This is a genomic window from Streptomyces otsuchiensis (assembly GCF_004305975.1).
Lineage (GTDB): Bacteria > Actinomycetota > Actinomycetes > Streptomycetales > Streptomycetaceae > Streptomyces > Streptomyces otsuchiensis.
Map to the genome: position 1 here is coordinate 1 of NZ_BHZI01000038.1, position 20279 is coordinate 20279.

At 71.5% G+C, this 20279-nt stretch carries 11 protein-coding genes and 1 pseudogene; 6 read left to right on the forward strand and 6 right to left on the reverse strand.

What is annotated here, in order from left to right:
• Nucleotides 1–112: 112 nt before the first annotated feature.
• The 3 genes and pseudogenes from E0D90_RS06030 to E0D90_RS06040 all read right to left on the reverse strand — a co-directional run.
• Nucleotides 113–1537 carry a maltokinase N-terminal cap-like domain-containing protein gene (locus E0D90_RS06030; protein WP_130796883.1) on the reverse strand — a complete coding sequence of 475 codons (1425 nt, stop codon included), beginning with the start codon at nt 1535–1537 and terminating at the stop codon, nt 113–115.
• 452 nt (nt 1538–1989) lie between these two features.
• Nucleotides 1990–3690: a maltose alpha-D-glucosyltransferase gene (gene treS / locus E0D90_RS06035; protein ID WP_103529588.1), complete on the reverse strand. Its 1701-nt coding sequence runs from the start codon at nt 3688–3690 to the stop codon at nt 1990–1992.
• 1 nt (nt 3691) lies between these two features.
• A pseudogene (locus E0D90_RS06040) lies at nt 3692–5717 on the reverse strand (alpha-1,4-glucan--maltose-1-phosphate maltosyltransferase); the annotation flags it as partial.
• A 564-nt stretch (nt 5718–6281) separates the two neighbouring features.
• On the opposite strand from E0D90_RS06040, the gene E0D90_RS06045 reads away from it, so the two are divergent.
• The 6 genes from E0D90_RS06045 to glgP all read left to right on the forward strand — a co-directional run bounded on the left by E0D90_RS06045 (nt 6282) and on the right by glgP (nt 15155).
• Nucleotides 6282–7955, forward strand: a complete 1674-nt coding sequence (locus E0D90_RS06045; RefSeq protein ID WP_103501484.1) for an ABC transporter substrate-binding protein — start codon at nt 6282–6284, stop codon at nt 7953–7955.
• A 90-nt stretch (nt 7956–8045) separates the two neighbouring features.
• The gene (locus E0D90_RS06050) at nt 8046–9050 is read left to right on the forward strand and encodes an ABC transporter permease (RefSeq protein WP_103501483.1); all 1005 of its coding nucleotides are present in this window, start codon (nt 8046–8048) and stop codon (nt 9048–9050) included.
• 203 nt (nt 9051–9253) lie between these two features.
• Nucleotides 9254–10204, forward strand: coding sequence for an ABC transporter permease (locus tag E0D90_RS06055; RefSeq protein WP_103501488.1), 951 nt, complete (start codon nt 9254–9256; stop codon nt 10202–10204).
• A gap of 5 nt (nt 10205–10209) precedes the next feature.
• On the forward strand, nt 10210–11274 hold the full coding sequence (locus tag E0D90_RS06060) for an ABC transporter ATP-binding protein (protein ID WP_130796885.1): 1065 nt from the start codon (nt 10210–10212) through the stop codon (nt 11272–11274).
• Nucleotides 11271–12434 carry an ABC transporter ATP-binding protein gene (locus E0D90_RS06065; RefSeq protein ID WP_130796886.1) on the forward strand — a complete coding sequence of 388 codons (1164 nt, stop codon included), beginning with the start codon at nt 11271–11273 and terminating at the stop codon, nt 12432–12434. Before E0D90_RS06060 ends, E0D90_RS06065 begins: the two co-directional genes overlap by 4 nt.
• Before the next feature lie 135 nt (nt 12435–12569).
• The gene (gene glgP, locus E0D90_RS06070) at nt 12570–15155 is read left to right on the forward strand and encodes an alpha-glucan family phosphorylase (RefSeq protein ID WP_130796887.1); all 2586 of its coding nucleotides are present in this window, start codon (nt 12570–12572) and stop codon (nt 15153–15155) included.
• Between the two features lie 99 nt (nt 15156–15254).
• Here glgP and E0D90_RS06075 read toward each other — a convergent pair whose 3' ends face one another.
• The 3 genes from E0D90_RS06075 to E0D90_RS06085 all read right to left on the reverse strand — a co-directional run bounded on the left by E0D90_RS06075 (nt 15255) and on the right by E0D90_RS06085 (nt 20167).
• Nucleotides 15255–16112 (reverse strand): alpha/beta fold hydrolase, encoded by an 858-nt coding sequence (locus tag E0D90_RS06075; protein ID WP_130796888.1) that lies wholly within the window; start codon nt 16110–16112, stop codon nt 15255–15257.
• A gap of 312 nt (nt 16113–16424) precedes the next feature.
• A complete protein-coding gene (locus E0D90_RS06080; protein ID WP_130796889.1) occupies nt 16425–18308 on the reverse strand; it encodes an ABC transporter ATP-binding protein in 1884 nt (627 codons plus the stop codon).
• Complete coding sequence (locus tag E0D90_RS06085) at nt 18305–20167, reverse strand: ABC transporter ATP-binding protein (protein WP_130796890.1); 1863 nt, start codon at nt 20165–20167, stop codon at nt 18305–18307. Before E0D90_RS06085 ends, E0D90_RS06080 begins: the two co-directional genes overlap by 4 nt.
• Nucleotides 20168–20279: the final 112 nt, after the last annotated feature.

The following is a 20279-nucleotide window of genomic DNA, read 5'->3' on the forward strand; positions in this document are numbered from 1 at the left end:
GAGGAAGCCGGGGCCGGGCACGCGAGGCCGCTGACGTCGGCGGTCACGGCGGGCGCCGGGGGCGGGCGTGCCGGGTGCGCTGTCGGCGCCGACAGCGCACCCGCCGGAACGGTCAGCCGGCCAGACGCCGGATCGCCGTCATCGGGATGTGGAGCCACGCCGGCCGGTGGCGCGCCTCGTACAGCACCTCGTAGATGGCCTTGTCGGTCTCGAAGGCGCGCAGCAGCGCGGGATGCGCGGTCGGGTCCTCGTCGCTGACCCCGGCGTAGCCCCGGCAGTAGGCGGTCCGTGCCGCGGTCGCCCACTCGGCGACCCAGGGACCCGGCGCGCGGTGCTGCCCGGCGGCGTAGTCGAAGGAACGCAGCATGCCCGCGATGTCGCGGACCGGCGGCTGGGGCTCGCGCCGCTCCATCAGCGGCCGGGCCGGTTCGCCCTCGAAGTCGATCAGCGACCACTCGCCGTCCTTGCACAGCGCCTGACCGAGGTGGAGGTCGCCGTGCAGGCGCTGGGCGTCGAGATGCCCGCCGCGCCGGGCGTACTCGACCAGCGCGTCGAACGAGCGGCGCAGGCCGGTCCGGTAGGGCCGCAGCGCCGGGACCGCGACGGCCGCGCTGGTCAGCCGCTCGTTCATGGCCGTCGCCGCCTGTTCCAGCTGGCGGCCGTGCAGGGTGGTGGTGGGCAGGGCGCGGGCGAGCGCCTGGTGGATCTCGGCGGTGGCGCGGCCGAGGTCGTGGGCCGCGCCGCTGAAGTCGGTGCGCAGTGACAGCGACTTCAGCGCCAGCGCCCACCCGTCGGTCGAGCCGGCGAGGAAGGGCTGGAGCACCCCGAGCGTCAGCGGTTCGGGCCCGGCCGCGGACTGTCCGTCCGCCTCGAACCAGGCCGAGGGGGCCGGAACCCGGGCGCAGCCGGCGGCGGCCAGGGCCCGCGGCAGCTCCAGATCGGGGTTGATCCCGGGGCTGACCCGCCGGAACAGCTTCAGGATGTGCGCCTCGCCGTAGACGACCGAGGAGTTGGTCTGGTCGCCGCCGAGCGCACGGGCGGGCAGGCCCGACGGGATCGCGGCGTCGTGCGCGCGCTGGAAGGCGAGGGCGCCGAGGGTGCCCGGCGCGCGCAGCCGCTCCAGCAGCAGCGCGCTCAGCCGCGGGTCGACCAGCGCCTCGTACACCGCGCGGCCGCGCAGCGGGCCGTCCGACGGGCGGCCGACCAGTGCGGGGGCGAGCGCGGGCGGCAGTACCGCCCGTACACCGAGCAGCAGTTGGTAGCAGCTGCCGGAGCCCTGGGGCGCCCCCTGCGGGACGGTCCGTACCAGCAGGTGCAGCAGGCCCGGAGTGGGCCCGCCGCCGGCGCAGGGCAGCAGCTCGGTCGCCGAGACCAGGGAGAGCCCGCTGAGCGGGCGCCCCTTGTCGGCGTACCAGCGCTGCCGGGGCAGCCACCGGGCGAGCAGCCCGGTGAGCGAACGGAAGATGGCGGCGCCGTGCGGCGCGGCCTGCACGGCCGGCCGCGGCGGGGCCGTCCGGGGCGCGGAGCTTTCCGACATGGCGTCCTTTCCCCGGGACACGAAGAACATATATGACGAAGTGTCCCGGATTGCGGCGTTAACGGCCGGTAGGCGGGGCGGACGTGTCGTGAGAGAACCGACCGTGCTGAAGGGGACCCGTGACGCGTCGTCGGGCCGGGGCGGTGCGGTATCGGGAGGCTTCCCGTCGACGGTGACGGGTAACCGCTCGCGGAGCCGCACCCGCCCGGCTCCGGCGCGATCCGGCCGTGCCCGGCGGCCGGCCCCCGAGGGGGCGCACAGCCGCGGGCGTGCGGGCGTCCGCGCGCCAGCGCACGCGAGTAGGGGCGTGTCACACGATCGGCGCGCCCCCGGCCCGCGCCGGCCCGCGCCGCCGAGGGCGGCGGGTGACGAGGAGCGCCGGGCCACCCGCAGCGGACGGGCGGGTCACGGCACCGGGGTGCCGTGACCCGCCCGTCTCCGCGGGAGGACGGTCAGCCGGCCGCCTTGCGCAGCCGGAACCAGTAGAAGCCGTGACCGGCCAGGGTCAGCAGGTACGGCAGCTCCCCGATGGCGGGGAAGCTCACGCCGCCGGTGAGCTCCACCGGGTGGCGGCCCTCCCAGCTGCGCAGGTCCAGCTCGGTCGGCTGGGAGAAGCGCGAGAAGTTGTTCACGCACATCACCACGTCGTCCTCGTACTCCCGCATGAACGCGAGCACGGCCGGATTGGAGGACTCCAGCTCCGTGTAGCCGCCGAGCCCGAACGCGGGGTTCTGCTTGCGGATGGAGACCATCCGTTTGGTCCAGTGCAGCAGCGAGGAGGGCGAACTCATGGCCGCCTCCACGTTGGTGACCTGGTATCCGTAGACCGGGTCCATGATCGTGGGCAGCGTCAGCCGTCCGGGATCGCTGGAGGAGAAGCCGGCGTTGCGGTCCGGGGTCCACTGCATCGGGGTGCGCACCGCGTCGCGGTCACCGAGCCAGATGTTGTCGCCCATCCCGATCTCGTCGCCGTAGTACAGGATCGGCGAGCCGGGCAGGGAGAGCAGCAGTGCGGTGAACAGCTCGATCTGGTTGCGGTCGTTGTCCAGGAGCGGGGCGAGCCGCCGCCGGATGCCGATGTTGGCGCGCATCCGCGGATCCTTGGCGTACTCCGCGTACATGTAGTCGCGCTCCTCGTCGGTGACCATCTCCAGGGTCAGCTCGTCGTGGTTGCGCAGGAAGATGCCCCACTGACAGCCCGAGGGGATCTGCGGCGTCTTCGCGAGGATCTCCGAGACCGGGTAGCGGGACTCCCGGCGGACCGCCATGAAGATGCGCGGCATCACCGGGAAGTGGAACGCCATGTGGCACTCGTCACCGCCCTTGGCGTAGTCGCCGAAGTAGTCGACGACGTCCTCCGGCCACTGGTTGGCCTCGGCCAGCAGCACGGTGTCCGGGTAGTGCGCGTCGATCTCGGCGCGCACCCGCTTCAGGAAGCCGTGCGAGGCCGGCAGGTTCTCGCAGTTGGTGCCCTCCTCGGCGTAGAGGTAGGGCACGGCGTCCAGCCGGAAGCCGTCGATGCCGAGGTCCAGCCAGAACCGCAGCGCGGAGATGATCTCCTCCTGCACCATCTCGTTCTCGTAGTTGAGATCCGGCTGGTGCGAGAAGAACCGGTGGAAGTAGTACTGCCGCCGGACCGGGTCGAACGTCCAGTTGGACGTCTCGGTGTCGACGAAGATGATCCGCGCGTCGGCGTACTTCTTGTCGTCGTCCCCCCAGACGTAGTAGTCGCCGTAGGGGCCCTCCGGGTCCTTGCGCGACTCCTGGAACCACTTGTGCTGGTCGCTGGTGTGGTTCATGACGAAGTCGATGATGACGCGGATACCGCGCTGGTGGGCGCTGTCCACGAACTCCACGAAGTCGGCGAGGTCGCCGAACTCCGGAAGCACCGCGGTGTAGTCCGAGACGTCGTAGCCGCCGTCCTTGAGGGGCGACTCGAAGAAGGGCGGTAGCCAGATGCAGTCGATGCCGAGCCACTGCAGGTAGTCCAGCTTGGCGGTGAGGCCCTTGAGATCACCGACCCCGTCGCCGTTGCTGTCCTGGAAGGACCTGACGAGGACCTCGTAGAAGACAGCGCGTTTGAACCAGTCGGGATCGCGGTCGCGGGCAGGCGTGTCCTCGAAGGTGTCGAGGACCGGCTCGTTGACGCTCATGGTTGGGTGACCCTCCGGTCTGAAGAGGACGGTCGCAGAGCCAGTACGTGCGCCGAGGGAGCGAGCGCGTCCGCCCGTCCGGGATCGAGCCGCACGTAGTTGTCCCTGCCCCAGTCATAGGTCGTCCCGGTGAGCTCATCCGTCACCGGGAAGGACTCGGCGCCGCTCTCCTGAGCGGAAGTGAGGCCGAGTACCGATGTGTCCAACGACACCGTGGCCTCGTGGGTGTGGTGCGGGTCGAGGTTGACCACGACGAGGACGGTGTCGTCCCCGTCCGGCCCAACGGCCCGCTTGGAGTACGCCACGACGTGCTCGTTGTCGGTGTGGTGGAAGTGCAGGTCGCGCAGTCGCCGCAGCGCCAGGTGGGAGCGGCGCAGCTCGTTGAGGCGGGTGATCAGCGCGGTGATGGTGGTGCCGGCCTGCTCGGCGCCCGCCCAGTCGCGGGGCCGCAGCTCGTACTTCTCGGAGTTCAGGTACTCCTCGCTCCCGGGGCCGGCCGCGCGGCCCTCGCACAGCTCGTAGCCGGCGTAGACACCCCACGTCGGGGAGAGCGTCGCGGCGAGGACCGCCCGGATCTCGAACGCCGCCCGGCCGCCGCGCTGGAGGTAGGCGTGCAGGATGTCCGGGGTGTTCACGAAGAGGTTGGGGCGCATGTACGGCGCCGACGGGCCGCTCAGCTCGGTGAGGTACTCCGTCAGCTCCGCCTTGGAGTTGCGCCAGGTGAAGTAGGTGTAGGACTGCTGGAAGCCGACCTGTGCCAGGGTCCGCATCATCGCCGGCCGGGTGAACGCCTCGGCGAGGAAGACGACGTCGGGGTCGGTCCGGTTGATCTCCCCGATGACCTTCTCCCAGAACACCACCGGCTTGGTGTGCGGGTTGTCCACGCGGAAGATCCGCACACCGCGCGCCATCCAGAACCGCAGCACCCGCTGGGTCTCGGTGACCAGCCCGCGGAAGTCCTCGTCGAAGGCGATGGGGTAGATGTCCTGGTACTTCTTCGGCGGGTTCTCCGCGTAGGCGATGGTGCCGTCGGCGCGTTTGCGGAACCACTCGGGATGCTGCTTGACCCACGGGTGCTCCGGGCTGCACTGGAGCGCGAAGTCCATGGCGATCTCGATGCCGTTCTCCGCGGCGGCGCGCACGAAGCGGCTGAAGTCGGCCAGCGTGCCGAGATCGGGGTGGATGGCGTCGTGGCCCCCCTCGGCGGCGCCGATCGCCCAGGGACATCCGACGTCGTCGGGGCCGGCGTCCAGCGAACCGCCCGGCCCCTTGCGGAAGGCCCGGCCGATGGGGTGGACCGGCGGCAGGTAGACGACGTCGAAGCCCATGGCCGCGATGGCCGGCAGCCGCTCGGCCGCCGTCGCCAGCGTGCCCGACACCGGGGGCTCGCCCTCGGTGACCCGGGCTCCCTCCGACCGCGGGAACATCTCGTACCAGGAGCCGACCAGTGCGCGTTCCCGCTCGACGATCAGCGACAACGGCCTTGAGGCGCTGACGAGTTCACGAAGGGGGAACCGGTCGAGCACGGCGACGGTCTCCGGGGCGGTGGCCGCCGCGAGCCGCGCCGTCGGCGGCAGTTCCCGGTCGCGCAGCGTGCGCGCGGCGGCCAGCAGCACCGGACGGCCGGCGGTCTTGGGGACCTTCGACGCGGCCCGCTCCAGCAGTGCCGCGCCCTCGACCAGGGTCAGTTCGACATCGTCACCGGCCGGGACCTTGACCCCGGCGTGGTGCCGCCAGGTGGCCAGCGGGTCCGACCACGCCTCCACGGCGTAGGTCCAGCGGCCCTCCGACCCGGGCGTGACCTCGGCCCCCCAGCGGTCGGTGCCCGGGGCCAGTTCGCGCATCGGCGTCCACGGGCCGCTGCGGCCGGTGGGGTCGCGCAGCACCACGTTGGCACCGACCGCCTCGTGGCCCTCGCGGAAGACGGTGGCGGTGACCTGGAAGGTCTCTCCCGGAACCGCCTTCGCCGGACGCCGTCCGCAGTCGACCAGCGGCGAGACGTCAAGGACAGGGATGCGACCGATCATCTGGGGATCACCTGGATGCGTAGAGTTTGCGGATAATTCTCCGGCTATGCGGTGTCTTGTCCTTTCTATCTGTTCTGACGGCCGCTGACGGGCTGCAGGCATGGCGGCTCCGGTGCGCGTTCACTCGGGTGGGTGTGGAACGGAGTGCGAAGAGGGCATGGTCCGGTCATCACGCGGGCACCCCGGCGTACGCCGCGCTTCCGACGGTGACCGCCGCGCCGTCGGCCCGCCCCGGGGTGCCCGGTGCGCGGCCGATCCGCCCAGCGGCGCACCGAGTTCGCGCCGATCACGGCCGGGCCGCGTCCTCGCGGCGGGGCCGGGACAAAAGAGGTGCCTGAGAGAGCCTGCCCAGCGAAGGGGGGCGGACAATCCGGTCCCGTGTTGCGTACTCGTGGCCATTGCGTGTCGTCCGGACACCCGCGCGCGCGTCGCCGCGCGCCGCGGCGCGCACTGAGTCTCAGGTCGATATCGCCCGACGGTCCACCGTTCCAAACTATGTAGATGCGCAGTAATGTGCGGGCACTACTACGCCTGACCACCAGCGAAACCCCACTGAGGTGGACGATGCATATAGCCAGATCCAAGGCGGCGATGATCGCGGCAGCGGTCTCGCTCGGCCTGGTCGCGACCGCCTGCAGCAGCGACCGCGACGACAACAGCTCCGGCGGCGGGGGCGGCTCCACCGAGCGCTTCATCTTCGGTGCCGCGGGCGACCCGGGGTCGCTGGATCCCTCACTGGAGAGCGACGGTGAGACCTTCCGCATCTCCCGTCAGGTCCTGGAGACCCTGCTGGACCACGAGTCCGGCGGCACCGAGCTCGAGGGAGGTCTGGCGGAGACCTGGGACAGCAACGACGAGGGCACCGAGTGGACCTTCAACCTCCGCGAGGGTGTGACCTTCCACGACGGTGAGGAGCTGACGGCCGAGGTCGTCTGCGCCAACTTCGACCGCTGGTACAACTGGACCGGCACCTACCAGTCGAACGCCCTGTCCTACTACTGGCAGGCCGAGTTCGGCGGGTTCGCCGAGAACGAGAACGAGGACACCCCGGCGCCCAACTACCTGGGCTGCGAGGCGACCGAGGACCTCACCGCGGTCATCAACCTGGAGAACCCCTCCTCGGTCTTCCCGGGTGCCTTCTCGCTCGCCGCCTTCTCCATCCACTCGCCGAAGTCGCTGGAGCGCTACGCCGAGGACCAGGCGACGGGCGAGGGCGACAACATCAGCAAGCCGGACTACAGCCAGGACCCGGAGGCCATCGCCGGCACCGGCCCGTTCCAGCTCTCCGCGTGGAACAAGGGCAACGGCGAGGTCACCGTCACCCGGTTCGACGACTACTGGGGTGAGACGGCCGGCTTCGAGGAGATCGTCTTCCGCACGATCTCCGACGAGGGCGCCCGCCGCCAGGCCCTGGAGGCCGGCGAGATCCACGGCTACGACCTGGTCGCCCCCAGCGACGTCGACGCGCTCACGGACGCCGGCTTCGAGGTGCCGGTCCGTGGCGTCTTCAACATCTTCTACCTGGCCTTCACGCAGGAGCGGAACGAGGCGCTGGAGGACATTGAGGTCCGCCGGGCCATCGCCCACGCCCTGGACCGCCAGGGCCTGGTCGACACCCAGCTGCCCGAGGGCGGCGTCGTGGCCACCCAGTTCGTGCCCGACACCATCGCCGGCTACAGCGACGACGTCACGCTGTACGACTACGACGCCGACCTGGCGCAGGAGCTGCTCGACGGGGCCGGCCACGCCGACCTCGCCGTCGACTTCTGCTACCCGACCGAGGTCACCCGCCCCTACATGCCGGCCCCGGCCGACATGTTCGAGCTGATGAAGGCCGACCTCGAGGCCGTGGGCGTCACCGTCAACCCCCGCCCGATGAAGTGGACCCCGGACTACCTGGACACCACCCGCTCCGGCGGCTGTGACCTGTACCTCCTGGGCTGGACCGGCGACTTCAACGACGCCTACAACTTCCTCGGTACCTGGTTCGACGGCTACACCACCGAGTGGGGCTTCCGGAACGACGAGATCTTCGAGGCCCTGGCCGCCTCCTCCATCGAGCCGGACGTCGAGACCCGCGAGCAGATGTACGCGGAGATCAACGAGCTGGTGATGGACTTCCTCCCGGGCGTCCCGATCTCCTCCTCGCCGCCCTCGATCGTCTTCGCCGACAACATCAACCCGCCGACCGTCTCCCCGCTGACGCAGGAGAAGTTCGCCGAAGGCTCGTTCAAGTAGTCCAAGACCGGCCCGCGTCCGCCCGGCCACGGAGTCCCGTGGCCGGGCGGACCTCTGACTGAGCACTGCAAGAAAGGGGCGTCAACGGCTGTGTTGCGTCTCATCGTCCGCAGACTGCTGCAGCTGATCCCCACCCTCCTCGGCCTGTCCGTCCTGCTCTTCGTGTGGCTGCGCATGCTGCCCGGCGGACCGGCCTCCGCCCGGCTCGGCGAGCGTGCCACCGAGGCGGACCGGATAGCCATGGAGCGGGCCCTCGGCCTCGACAAGCCGATCTGGGATCAGTACTACATCTTTCTGCGCGACCTGTTGTCCCTGGACCTGGGCGTCTCCACCCGCACGGGGCGGCCCGTCTGGGAGGAGTTCACCCAGAGATTCCCCGCCACCGTCGAACTGGGCGTCACCGCCATCCTGATCGCGGTGGTCGTCGGCGTCCCGCTCGGCTACCTCGCCGCGCGCTTCCGCGGCGGCTGGATCGACGTCAGCGCCGTCTCCGGCTCCCTCATCGGCATCTGCATCCCCGTCTTCTTCCTGGCGTTCATCCTCAAGGAGATCTTCGCCGTCGGCCTCGGCTGGTTCCCGACCGGCAGCCGTCTGACCACCGGGATCAACGCGACCGACGTCACCGGATTCCATGTGCTCGACGGATTGCTCACCGGGGAACTCGACGCCACGGGCGACGCGTTGTGGCATCTGATCCTGCCCGGGATCGCGCTCGCCTCGATCCCGCTGGCCGTCATCACCCGGATGACCCGCGCCAGCGTCCTGGAGGTGCTCCAGGAGGACTACGTGCGCACCGCCGAGTCCAAGGGCCTCCAGCAGCGGGTGGTGCGGCTGCGCCACGTGATGCGCAACGCGCTGCTGCCGGTGATCACCGCCATCGGCCTGCTGACCGGCAGCCTGCTCTCGGGCGCCGTGCTGACCGAGTCGATCTTCTCCTGGGGCGGCATCGGCTCCTTCATCCGGGACGCCATCGACGGGCGTGACTACCCCGTGCTGACCAGCTTCATCCTGATCATCGCGCTCGTCTACGTGCTGATCAACCTGCTGGTCGATCTGGCCTACAGCCTCATCGATCCGAGAGTGCGGGTGCACTGATGAGTACCGAATCCAACGAGCCCCGTGAGCCCCGCGAGCCGGACACGACGCCCGCCGACGGCGCGGCGGCACCGGAGACGGACGCACCGGAGCCCGGCACCACCGGGAGCCCGGCGGCGTCCACGGCCCCCACGGCCTCCACGGCCGGCGACCCGCCGGCCACCGGCGCCGAGCGCACCGACAGCCCGCTGACCAAGGCCCGCATGAGCAAGGGCGACAAGATCGACCGGCTCGCCCAGCTCACCGCGCGCCGCGAGACCAGCAGCGGCGACAGCCTGTGGGTGGCCGCGTTCCGCCGGCTGCGCTCCAGCAAGATGGCGATCATCGGCGCCGTGATCATCGGGGTCTTCGTGGTCCTCGCGATCATCGGCCCCTGGATCGCGCCCTACAGCCCGACCGCGCAGAGCTGGCGCGGCGAGGTCTTCTCCAACCGCGGCATCTTCGTCGGCCCCCGCGCCGAGAACTGGCTGGGCCTGGACAACCTCGGCCGGGACGAACTCTCCCGGCTGCTGGTCGGAGCCCGTCAGACCCTGCTGGTCGGCATCGTCGCCACCCTGATCGGCTTCGTCGTCGGCGCCCTCATCGGCGGAGTCTCCGGCGCCGCGCTCGCGCTCGGCGGCCGGGTCGGCCAGCGGATCGACGCCGTCGTCATGCGGTTCATCGACATGATGCTGGCGCTGCCCTCGCTGCTGCTGGCGGTGAGTATCGCCGCGGTGATGGGACAGAGCCTCACCACCGTCATGATCGCGGTCGGTGTGGTGCAGATCCCGATCTTCGCCCGGCTGCTGCGCGGCTCCATGCTGGCCCAGGCCAACGCCGACTACGTGCTGGCGGCCCGCTCCCTGGGCGTCAAGCGGCGGCGCATCGTCCTCGCCCATGTGCTGCCCAACTCGCTCGGCCCGGTCATCGTCCAGACCACACTGGTCCTGGCCACCGCCATCATCGAGGCGGCCGCGCTGTCCTTCCTGGGACTCGGCAACCTCGACGCCGCCCAGCCCGAATGGGGCGTCATGCTCGCCCAGTCGCAGCGGTTCTTCGACCAGGCGCCCATGCTCGCGGTCTACCCCGCACTCGGCATCATCATCACCGCCCTCGGCTTCACCCTGCTGGGCGAGGCCATGCGGGAAGCACTCGACCCGAAACTGCGGAGCTGATGGCCATGTCTTTGCTATCCGTGGACGAACTGGCCGTGACCTTCACGGCCAAAGGCCGCAAGGACTTCCAGGCGGTCTCCGGTGTCTCCTTCTCCGTCGACCAGGGCGAGGTCATCGGCCTGGTCGGCGAGTCCGGCTGCGGCAAGTCGGTCACCTCGCTCGCCCTGATGGGGCTGCTGCCCTCCAAGGGCGTGCGGGTCGGCGGCCGTGCCGAGTTCGACGGCACCGACCTGTTCGGCCTGCGCAAGTCCCAGCTGCGCGACATGCGCGGCACCCAGCTGGCGATGATCTTCCAGGACCCGTTGTCCTCCCTGAACCCGGTGGTCCCCATCGGCGTCCAGGTCACCGAGATCCTCTCCCGGCACCGGGGGCTGCGCGGTGAGAAGGCACGCAAGGAGGCCGCACACCTGCTGGAGAGGGTCGGCATCCCCGACCCCACGAGGCGGCTGAAGGAGTACCCCCACCAGCTCTCCGGCGGCATGCGGCAGCGCGCCCTGATCGCCATGGCGGTCGCCTGCGCGCCCCGCCTGCTGATCGCCGACGAGCCGACCACCGCCCTGGACGTCACCATCCAGGCGCAGATCCTGGAACTCCTGCGAGAACTGGTCGACCAGGAGGGCACCGCCCTGCTGATGATCACCCACGACCTCGGCGTCGTGGCCGGCCTCTGCGACCGGGTCAACGTGCTGTACGCGGGCAAGGCGGTCGAGGTCGCCGAACGGCGCGAGCTGTTCGCCTCTCCGATGCACCCCTACGCGCACGGCCTGCTGGGCTCCATCCCCCGGCTCGACTCCCCGCGCGGCCAGCCGCTCAACCCGATCCGGGGCTCCATCAACGACCAGATCGCCTGGGCCGACGGCTGCGCCTTCGCCCCCCGCTGCGACCACTACGTCATGGAGTGCCTGACCGGCACCCCGCAGCTCACCGAGCCGGCCGCGGCCGGCCACGGTGTGCGCTGCGTCAACCCGGTCCGGGACTCGTCCGACCTGGACGTGCCCCACCTGGAGGCACCCGTGATGGACACCACCGGGTCGGAAGCGACCACCCGGCACCCCGGAGGTGAGGCATGAGCCTGCTCGAACTCAGCGATGTCAAGGTGCACTTCCCCGTGCGCAAGGGCATCCTCTTCGACCGCGTCGTCGGCCACGTCCAGGCCGTCGACGGGATCTCGCTGTCCGTCGAGGCCGGCCAGACCTACGGCCTGGTCGGTGAGTCCGGCTGTGGCAAGACCACCCTGGGCCGCGCCATCCTCAGGCTGGTGGACATCACCGACGGCGAGGTCGTCTTCGACGGCACCGACCTGGCGCAGCTGCCCGAGGAGGAGATGCGGCGCTCCCGCCGCCGTCTCCAGATGGTCTTCCAGGACCCGCTCGGCAGCCTCAACCCCCGGCAGAACATCGAGTCGATCCTCGCCGAGGGCATGGACGCCCACGGCATCGGCGACACCCGGGAGGAACGCCGCGAGCGCATCCTGAAGGTCCTGGACCGCGTCGGCCTCCCCGACCACGCCCTGGGCCGCTACCCGCACGAGTTCTCCGGCGGCCAGCGCCAGCGCATCGGCATCGCCCGTGCGCTGGTCCTCGAACCGGACGTCATCATCTGCGACGAACCGGTCTCCGCGCTGGACGTCTCGATCCAGGCCCAGGTCATCAACCTGCTGGAGGAACTCCAGGAGCAGCTGGGCCTGACCTACGTGGTCATCGCCCACGACCTGGCCGTCGTCCGGCACATCTCCGACGTGATCGGCGTGATGTACCTGGGCTCCCTGGTAGAGGAGGCGCCCAGCGACGACCTGTACGCGTCACCGAGGCACCCCTACACCAAGGCCCTGATGTCGGCCGTGCCGGTGCCGGACCCGGAGGTCGAGGACACCCGCGAGCGCATCCTGCTCACCGGTGACCTCCCCTCCCCGTCGAACCCGCCGGCCGGCTGCCGGTTCCACACCCGGTGCCCCTGGCGGCAGCCCACGCGCTGCGACACCGAACGCCCCGGGCTCACCGACATCGGCGGCGGGCACAAGGTCGCCTGTCACTTCGTGAACGAGATCGCCTCCGGCGAGCTCGCCCCGACCTCCGCGCTCGCGCCCGACATGCTCGGCGACAGCGAGAGCCCCGTGGACGACCCGGGCGGTGACTCCGCGGGCGACTCCGGTGAGGGCGAGGACGCCGCGTCCGGTCCCGCCTCCGGTGCCCCGGGCAGTGGCGGCAAGGCGGCCGGCACGAACGCCTGACGCCGCGACACCCAGTGGTGCGCCCCGTGCCCCACGGGTGCGCGGGGCGCAACCGCTGTGGTCCGGTCGGGCCTTCCGGAGTGAAAACCCCCGGAAGACCTCGCCCGGCCACGGCCCCGCCGCTACCTTCGAACAGTGAAGGCCATCCGTCGCTTCTCCGTCCGTCCTGTCTATCCGGAATCCCTGCGACCCCTTCAGGAACTGGCGCTCAACCTCCGCTGGTCCTGGCACCCGGAAACCCGCGAGCTGCTCCGCTCCGTCGACCCCGACGGCTGGGCGGCGGCGGGCGGCGACCCGGTGCGGATGCTCAGCACCGTCTCCGCCGACCGTCTCGCCGCCCTGGAGGCGGACCGCGGCTTCCGCCGCCGCCTCGCCCTCGCCGTCGGCGAACTGCGCGACTACCTCTCCGACCCGCGCTGGTACCAGCGCTCGGCCGTCGACCCGCCCGCCGCCATCGCCTATCTCTCACCCGAGTTCGGCATCACCCCGGCCCTGCCCCAGTACTCCGGCGGTCTGGGCATCCTCGCCGGCGACCACCTCAAGTCCGCCAGTGACCTCGGCGTACCCCTGATCGGCGTCGGGCTGCTCTACCGGCACGGCTACTTCCGCCAGTCGCTCTCCCGCGACGGCTGGCAGCAGGAGCACTACCCCGTCCTCGACCCGCACGAGCTGCCGCTGACGCTTCTCACCGAGGACGACGGCACGCCCGTCCGGGTCGCCCTCGCACTGCCCGGCGGCCGCACCCTCGCCGCCCAGATCTGGCAACTGCGCGTCGGCCGTGTCCCGTTGCTGCTGCTTGACTCCGTCCTGGGCGAGAACGCGCCCGCCGAACGGGACGTCACCGACCGCCTCTACGGCGGCGGCAGCGAACACCGGCTCCTCCAGGAGATGCTCCTGGGCATCGGAGGCGTCCGCGCCCTGCGCGCCTACTGCCGGATCACCGGCCACGCGCCTCCCGAGGTCTTCCACATGAACGAGGGCCACGCCGGGCTCGCCGCCCTGGAACGCATCCGCGAACTCGGCGAGCGGGGCACCGGTTTCGACGCCGCGCTGCGGGCGGTGCGGGCCGGCACCGTCTTCACCACCCACACACCGGTCCCCGCCGGCATCGACCGCTTCCCCCAGGAACTGGTCTCCCGCCACTTCGGCGCCGGCGCCGAACTGCCCGGTCTCGACCCCGCACCGCTGCTCGCCCTCGGCCGCGAACCCGACCCCGGCCGCCCCGGCGAACAGCCGCAGTTCAACATGGCCGTGCTCGGGCTGCGCACCGCGCAGCGCGCCAACGGCGTCTCCACGCTGCACGGCAGCGTCAGCCGCGGCATGTTCGCGGGCCTCTGGCCGGGCTTCGACACCCCGGAGGTGCCCATCACCTCCGTCACCAACGGCGTACACGCGCCCACCTGGACCGCCGACGCCATGCGCACGGCGCGCGCCGCCCGCCCCGGCGCCCAGCTCAGCGACACCGCCCTGTGGGAACTGCGCCGCGAGATGCGCGCCGGCCTCGTCACCGAGATCCGCCGCCGCCTGCGGGACTCCTGGCGCCAGCGCGGCGCGGGCCGCGCCGAACTGGGCTGGATCGACGACGTGTTCGACCCGCAGGCGCTCACCATCGGCTTCGCCCGCCGCGTCCCCTCCTACAAGCGCCTCACCCTGATGCTCAAGGACCCCATCCGGCTCCGCCGGCTGCTCCTGGACCCGGCCCGGCCGGTTCAGATCGTCGTCGCCGGCAAGGCACACCCCGCCGACGACGGCGGCAAGCGGCTCATCCAGGAACTGGTCCGCTTCGCCGACGAACAGCAGCTGCGGCACCGCATCGTCTTCCTGCCCGACTACGGCATGGCGATGGCCGCCCACCTCTACGCCGGCTGCGACGTCTGGCTGAACAACCCCCTGCGCCCGCTGGAGGCGTGCGGCACCTCCGGGATGAAGGCCGCCCTCAACGGCGGCCTCAACCTCTCCGTCCGCGACGGCTGGTGGGAGGAGTGGTACGACAGCGACTTCGGCTGGGAGATCCCCACCGCCGACGGCTCCTCCGGTCTCGACGACGGCCGCCGAGACGAACTGGAGGCCGCCGCCCTGTACTCCCTGCTGGAGGACCAGGTCGTGCCCCGCTTCTACCAGCGCGACAGCCACACCGGGCTGCCCAGCCGCTGGCTGGAGATGGTGCGCGCCACCCTCGACCGGCTCGGCCCGCTCGTCCAGGCAGACCGCATGGTCAAGGAGTACGTCACCACCCTCTACACCCCGGCCGCCGCCGCCCACCGGGCGCTGGAGGGCGACGCCGCGCAGCGGCTCGCCGACTACGCCGCCCGGGTCCGCGACGCCTGGCCGCGGGTCGCCGTCGACCACGTCTGGGCGGGCGAGGCCGGGGAGAGCGGCGAGGAGGGAGCGACGCTGGGCCGCACCGTGCCCGTGAGGGTGCGGGTGACCCTCGGCGGTCTCGAACCGGCCGATGTCGAGGTGCAGGCCGTGACCGGCCGGGTGGACGCGGACGACCGGCTGACAGACCCGGTCACCGTCCCGCTCAAGCCCGCCGGCGGCCAGGACCTCGAAGGGCGCTGGAGCTACGAGGGCGAGCTGTCCTTCGACCGGGCGGGGCCGTTCGGCTACACCGTCCGCGTGCTGCCCGACCACCCGCACCTGGCGTCCGCCGCCGAGCTGGGCCTCCAGACCCTCCCCGGGGACGACGCCTCCGGCGGGCAGGGCGTCCTGCTGCGCTGACCACCGAAGGCGCTCGCGCCACGCGTACCGAGGGGCCCCGGCCCCGAGCCCAGGCTCGGGGCCGGGGCCCCTCGGGGTTTCCAGCGCCGGGGGCCGACGCTATGCGGCCGGGGCGGTCCTTCCTTCCAGGAATGCCGCCGTCGCGGTGGTGAACCCGACGGCGTCGTCGAGCCACGGGTAATGACCACCGCCGGGCTGAATGACGAACTCCGCGTGGGGGAAGAGCCTCGCGAACTCGGCCACGGCAAGGGGAGGGGCGCCCAGGTCGACCTCCCCGGCCAGGAGAAGGACCGGCTGGGTGAACCGGGCGAGTGCGGCGCGGGTGGCATCCGGGGCGAAAGCGCCCTCAGCACCGAAGGCGGCGACGACCGCCGCGTTCTTCCGCTCGTCACCGTCGGCCTGATGTGCCTGGGCCGCCGTGTCCCAGCGGCCGTAGGAGAAGGGTGCGACGGCCTTCCAACGGCCGGCGGTGGCCGTGCCTGCCACGATCGCCTCCAGAGCGGCGAACGCCTCCGGGAACCACGGTTCGTTCCGGCGGAACCCTGCGGTCCTCAGCCTAAGGTCCCCCGTGATCGTGAGACCCACTGCCCTGACGCTCGGCGTGATCAACGCCAGCCTGCCGACCCGTTCCGGATGACGGCTTAGGTAGAGCGCGGCCAGATTGGCGCCGGCGCTGTGCGCGAGGAGGTCGATCCGAGTGAGGCCGAGATGCTCGCGCAGGGCCTCGACGTCCTCGACGAGCCGGTCGCAGCGGCACGTCGCCAGGTCCGGTGGCGTCGCGGACCCGCCGGTGCCCCGCAGGTCCATTCTGATCAACCGTCGATGGGCGGAGAGGCCCCCGAGGTCGCCGAGGTAGGCGGAATCCGTCGGGCCTCCGGGCAGGCAGACCACCGGAGGCCCGTCTCCGGCCAGGTGGTAGGCGAGCTCGGTCCCGTCGTGCGCGGAGAAGGTGGGCATGGTCGGGACCCTGTCAGCGGCCCGCGCGCGGCGGCAACTGGGTTTCCGGTGGGTCAGTTCGATCGTGGTCGACCGAGCCGAGAGAGGAGGTGAGTGGCCTCGCCCGAGGAGCGATACCGCCCTTTCGTGGACGAAGCGGCAGGGCCGCCGCGCTCCGTACCGTCACGCCCAGGACGGTACGGAGCCCCCGCGCACAGCTCTCCGCACACGTCGCGGCGATCGACATCGACATCGGCACCGACATCGGCACCGACAGCTACAGGCAGCGACGGATGCGCACAGCTCACGGCTGTGCGCATCCGAAGGCGACGCTCAGACCAGGCTGTCCCGCCATGCCTGGTGCAGTTCGGAGAACCGTCCGGCGCCCGCGATCAGGTCGGCCGGACGGCCGTCCTCCACGATCCGCCCGGCGTCCATCACCAGCACCCGGTCGGCGACCTCCACGGTCGACAGCCGGTGCGCGATCACCACCGCGGTGCGGTCCGCCAGCACGGTCTGCATGGCGTTCTGCACCGCCCGCTCGCCCGGGATGTCCAGCGACGAGGTCGCCTCGTCCAGGATCACCATCGACGGGTTGGCCAGCAGCACCCGCGCGAACGACACCAGCTGCCGCTGACCGGCCGAGATCCGGCCGCCGCGCTTGCGGACGTCGGTGTCGTAACCGTCGGGCAGCGCCGCGATGAAGTCGTGCGCGCCGATCGCCTTCGCCGCCGCCTCGATCTCCTCGCGCGTCGCGTCCGGCCTGCCCAGCGCGATGTTCTCCGCGACGCTCCCCGAGAAGAGGAACGCCTCCTGCGTCACCATCACCACGCCGCGCCGCAGCTCCGCGTTGGTCAGATCCCGCAGGTCGGTGCCGTCCAGCAGCACCCGGCCCTCCGTCGGGTCGTAGAACCGGGCCAGCAGCTTCGCCAGCGTCGACTTGCCGGCGCCCGTCGCGCCGACCACCGCCGTGGTCTGGCCGGCCGCCAGCGTCAGATCGAACCGTGGCAGGACCTCCCCGCCGGTGCGGTACTCGAACCGCACGTCGTCGAAGACGACCTCCCGGCCCGGACGCTCCGCCGGCCGGGCGGGCAGCTCGACGGGGCGCTCCGGCTCCGACAACTCCGGCCGCTGCGCGAGCAGCCCCGCGATCTTCTCCAGCGAGGCCGCCGCCGACTGGTAGGCGTTGAGGATCATCGCGAAGCGGTCGATCGGGTCGTACAGCCGGCGCACGTACAGCGACCCCGCCGCCAGCGCCCCCAGTGCCAGCGAGCCGTCCGCCACCCGGTAGGCGCCCCACAGCACGATCAGGCCGATGACGATGTTCGCGGTCAGCCGCGCCAGCACCACGAACCGCGCCATCTCCAGGATGGTGCCGCCGTTCACCCACTGGTGCTGACCGTTCAGCTCCGCGAACGTCGCGTCGTTGGCGCGCTCCCGGCGGAACGCCTTCACCGGGCGGATGCCGTTCAGCGTCTCGTTGAACTTGACGATCACCGTGGCGATCGCCGTCGACCGCTTCGCGAACATCAGGCCGGCCCGCCGCCGGTAGCTGCGGACCAGCACGAACAGCGGCACGAACGACGCCACCGCCGCCAGACCCAGCCCCACGTCCAGGTAGAACAGCAACGCCGTGATGTAGACGACGGAGACCAGGACCGTCAGCAGCGTCTGGATGCCCTCGTCCAGCAGTTCGCGCAGCGAGTACACGTCGCTGGTCGACCGCGAGATCAGCCGGCCCGAGGTGTAGCGGTCGTGGAAGTCCAGGCTCAGCGCCTGGGAGTGCCGGTAGATCCGCGCGCGCAGATCCAGCAGCACACCCTGACTGCCGCGGGCCAGCACCCGGAAGAAGCTGTACAGCAGGAGCCCGGAACCCAGCGCCGCCACCCCGTAGGCGACGGCCACCCCGATCAGCGGGCCGTAGTCCTCCGCCATCGCCGCCGGCACCCCCCGGTCGATGGCGATCGCGATCAGCAGCGGACCCGACTGCACCGCCGCCTGCTGCAGCAGCAGGAGAAAAGCGGCCAGCAGTACCGGCCGGCGCTGCGGACGGAGCAGCGACAGCAGCAGTCTGCGCGGCGCGCCCGGCGGAGCGGGCAGCCGGTCCTGCGCGAACGGGTCGTCGGCCGACCCGGGGGACGGCGGCGCCGCGCCCTCCTCCGGCTCCGGCTCAGGTTCGGGATGCCTCGCGTCCCGGTCCGTGACGGCGGTCGTCATCGGGCCGGCACCTCCTCTCTGGCCTCGTCCGGCGCCGGCGGGAGATCCGCACCGGTCATCAGATGGCGGTACTCGGCCGAGTCCCGCAGCAGTTCCGCGTGGGTGCCCACCGCGGCGATCCGTCCACCGGACAGCAGCGCCACCCGGTCCGCCAGCATCACCGTGGACGGCCGGTGCGCCACGACCAGGGCGGTCGTGCCCACCAGCACCTCCCGCAGCGCCGCCTCCACCCGTGCCTCGGTGTGCACGTCCAGCGCCGAGAGCGGATCGTCCAGCACCAGGAACCGGGGACGGCCCACCACGGCACGCGCCAGCGCCAGCCGCTGGCGCTGACCACCGGACAGGCTCATGCCCTGCTCACCGACCTCGGTGTCCGGGCCGTTCGGCAGCGCGTGCACGAAGCCGGTGGCCTGGGCGATCCGCAGGGCCCGCTCGAACTCCGCGTCCCCGGCGGGCCCGGCCGGGTCCTCCTCGTCGACGCCCATGAGGATGTTCTCCCTCACCGTCGCGGAGAACAGCGTCGGCTCCTCGAAGGCCACCGACACCAGACGGCGCACCTCCGGGCGCGGCATCGCCGCGACATCGCGGCCGTCCAGCGTGATGGTGCCCCCGGTGGCCTCGTGCAGCCGGGGCACCAGCGCGGTCAGCGTCGTCTTGCCACTGCCGGTACCGCCCACCAGCGCCATCGTCTCGCCGCTTCGGACATGCAGATCCACCCGTTCCAGCACCGACGCGCTCTCCGGTGCGGCGTCCGGGAAGCGGAAGGTCACACCGGCGAACCGCAGCCCGTCGGCGGCCTCGTCGGGCCGCGCCCGCGCGGTGATGGCCGCGACAGCGCCCGCGGCCGGCTCGGGCGGCACCTCGGTGTCCATGACCTCGAAGAACCGGTCGGTCGCCGTCGACGCCTCGTTGCACATCGCGAGGATGAAACCGATGGACTCCACCGGCCAGCGCAGCGCCAGCGCGATCGCGGTGAAGGCCACCAGCGTCCCCACCGTGATCGCGCCGCTCGCCACCTGGAGCACGCCGATCACCAGCACCGCGCCCAGCACCAGCTCCGGCAGGATGAAGATCACCGCCAGGATCCAGCCCAGCAGCCGCGCCTTGCGCACCTCCGTGTCGAACAGGCGCTGCGAGAGCGCCCGGAACGCCTGGGCCTGGCTGCGATGCCGCCCGAAACCCTTGATGATCCGGATACCGAGGACCGACTCCTCCACCACCGTGGTGAGGTCGCCCATCTGGTCCTGCGCACGCCGCGAGGCCACCGAGAACTGCCGCTCGAAGACCGTGCAGACCCAGACCAGCGGCAGTATCGGACTGATCAGCAGCAGGGCCAGCTGCCAGTTCAGCGACAGCATGATCACGCAGCCCACCAGGATGGTGGAGCCGTTGACCACCAGGAACGTCAGCGGGAACGCCAGGAACATCCGCAGTTGCTGAAGGTCGCCGGTGGCGCGGGAGAGCAGCTGGCCCGAGGCCCAGCGGTCGTGGAAGGCGACCGGCAGCCGCTGCGAGTGGCGGTAGAGGTCGGCGCGCATCGCCGCCTCCACCCCCGCCAGCGGCCGCGCGACCAGCCAGCGCCGCAGCCCGAACAGCAGCGCCTCCACGATGCCCACCCCGAGCAGCAGCAGCCCGCCGAGCCACACCCCGGCGAAGTCCCGCTCGGTGATGGGGCCGTCCACGATCCACTTCAGGATCAAGGGGAAGACCAGCGACATGCACGAGGCCACCACCGCCACGCCGGCGGCGGAGAAGAACCGGACACGGACCGGGCGCACGTAGGGCCACAGCCGCAGCAGCGAGCGAACGACGGAGCGTTTCCGGGCAGGGGAGTGCGGGGTGGTGGCGGAGGCAGACATCAGAGCTGAGCTTACGGCCGGGCAACGACAGTGCCCATCGGGTTTTTGCCCTAGTCCGAACGGTCGTAGGACCTAGGGCTCGGCCGGTTGGCCCCGGGTGGGGCGGGCCGGC